Annotated in this window: 3 protein-coding genes; all 3 read right to left on the bottom strand. The window is 70.4% G+C overall.

The window, feature by feature from the left end:
- Positions 1-121 (bottom strand): adenosylhomocysteinase (locus tag ABZ836_RS30450; RefSeq protein ID WP_361147618.1); only part of this gene is annotated, 121 nt, incomplete at its 3' end.
- Positions 111-968: a methylenetetrahydrofolate reductase [NAD(P)H] gene (gene metF / locus ABZ836_RS30445; protein WP_356139471.1), complete on the bottom strand. Its 858-nt coding sequence runs from the start codon at positions 966-968 to the stop codon at positions 111-113. The genes metF and ABZ836_RS30450, both read right to left, overlap by 11 nt.
- On the bottom strand, positions 965-1,828 hold an 864-nt coding region (locus tag ABZ836_RS30440; RefSeq protein ID WP_361147614.1), incomplete at its 5' end, for a vitamin B12 dependent-methionine synthase activation domain-containing protein. The genes metF and ABZ836_RS30440, both read right to left, overlap by 4 nt.

The following is a 1,828-nucleotide window of genomic DNA, read 5'->3' as shown; positions in this document are numbered from 1 at the left end:
TGCGGATCGCCATCAGACCGGGCATCTCGTGCTCGGCCAGGGAGATCTCCTTGCGGCCGAACTCGGCCAGGGACAGGTCGGCGACCTTGAAGTCCGTGAAGTCGTTGCGGTCAGTGGGCACTGAGGCTCCTGGATGTCTGGAGGTTGCGGTGGATGTCGAGGGCGGCGGTGGACCGGTTGAGGGTGATGTAGTGCAGCCCCGGAGCGCCTTCGGCGAGCAGCCGGTCGGCCATGGCCGTGGCGTGGTCGACACCGATCCGGTGTCCGGCGGCCGGGTTGCCGCGCGCCTGTTCCAGGCGGTGCGCGAGGTCTTCGGGGAAGGCGGCGCCCGAGAGTTCGGCGAAGCGGCGGATCTGCCGCACGTCGGTGGCCGGCATGATCTCCGGGATGATGGGCGTGTCACAGCCCGCCGAGGCGACCCGGTCACGCAGCCGGAGGTAGTCGTCGACGTCGAAGAACATCTGGGTGATGGCGTAGTCGGCCCCCGCCCGGCACTTGGCGACGAAGTGCCGGATGTCGCTCTCCCAGTCCGGCGAGCGCGGATGCCGTTCGGGGAACGCGGCGACGCCGATGGTGAAGTCACCGAGGGAGCGGACGAACTCGACCAGCTCACGGGCGTAGGTGAAGCCTTCGCGGTGGGGAATCCAGGGGCCGCCCGGATCACCGGGCGGGTCACCTCGCAGGGCCAGCACGTCCCTGATCCCGGCGTCCGCGTACTCGCCGATGATCCGGCGCAGTTCGGCGGCGGAATGCCCCACGGCGGTGAGGTGGGCGACGGGCCGCAGCGTGGTCTCGGCCGCGATGCGACGGGTGACCGCGACGGTGCGCTCACGTGAGGAGCCGCCGGCGCCGTAGGTGACGGACACGAAGTCGGGGCGCAGTGCCTCCACCTGGCGGATCGCCTCCCAGAGGGTGCGTTCGCCGTTCTCCGTCTTCGGAGGGAAGAACTCGAAGGAGAAGGTCGTCACGGCCGGCCTCCGGTGTTGAAGTAACTGGCCTCCGGGTGGTGGACGACGATGGCGTCGGTGGACTGCTCCGGGTGGAGCTGGAACTCCTCGGAGAGGTGGACGCCGATGCGCTCGGGCCGCAGCAGAGCGGCGATCTTGGCCCGGTCCTCCAGGTCGGGGCAGGCCGGATATCCGAGCGAGTACCGGCAGCCCCGGTAGTCGGTGTTCAGCAGGCCGTCCACCGTGCCCGGGTCCTCGCCGGCGTGGCCGAGTTCGGAGCGGACGCGGGCGTGCCAGTACTCGGCCAGGGCTTCGGCGAGCTGTACGGACAGGCCGTGGAGTTCGAGGTATTCGCGGTAGGAGTCGGCGGCGAAGAGGCGGGCGGTCTCCTCGCCGATCCGGGAGCCGACGGTGACGACCTGGAGGCCGACGACGTCGGTCTCGCCGGAGTCCTGCGGGCGGAAGAAGTCGGCGAGGCAGAGCCGGCGGCCGCGGGGCTGGCGGGGGAAGGTGAACCGGGTGCGTTCGCCGCCGTCCTCGTCGAGGAGGATCAGGTCGTCGCCCTTGGAGACGCAGGGGAAGTAGCCGTACACCACGGCCGCCTCCAGCAGGTTCTCCGTCTGCAGCCGGTCCAGGAGGCCGCGCAGCCGCGGCCGGCCCTCGGTGGCGATCAGGTCCTTGGTGAGGCCCCATTGGCCGCGGAAGAGTGCGGTTTCATCGAGGCAGGTGGCGTATTCCTTGAGCTGGATGCCCTTGATGACGCGGGTGCCCCAGAAGGGCGGGGTGGGCACCGGGTTGTCGGTGGCCACGTCGGAACGGACCGGCCCTTCCTCCTGCGGGCGTTCCTCGGTCTGGAGGGTGGGGGTGGTCTTGACGCGGCG

It is taken from the genome of Streptomyces sp. NPDC047130, assembly GCF_040643475.1.
Lineage (GTDB): Bacteria > Actinomycetota > Actinomycetes > Streptomycetales > Streptomycetaceae > Streptomyces.
The sequence above is the reverse complement of the archived record's forward strand: the minus strand, read 5'-3'. Positions and strand labels throughout refer to the sequence as shown.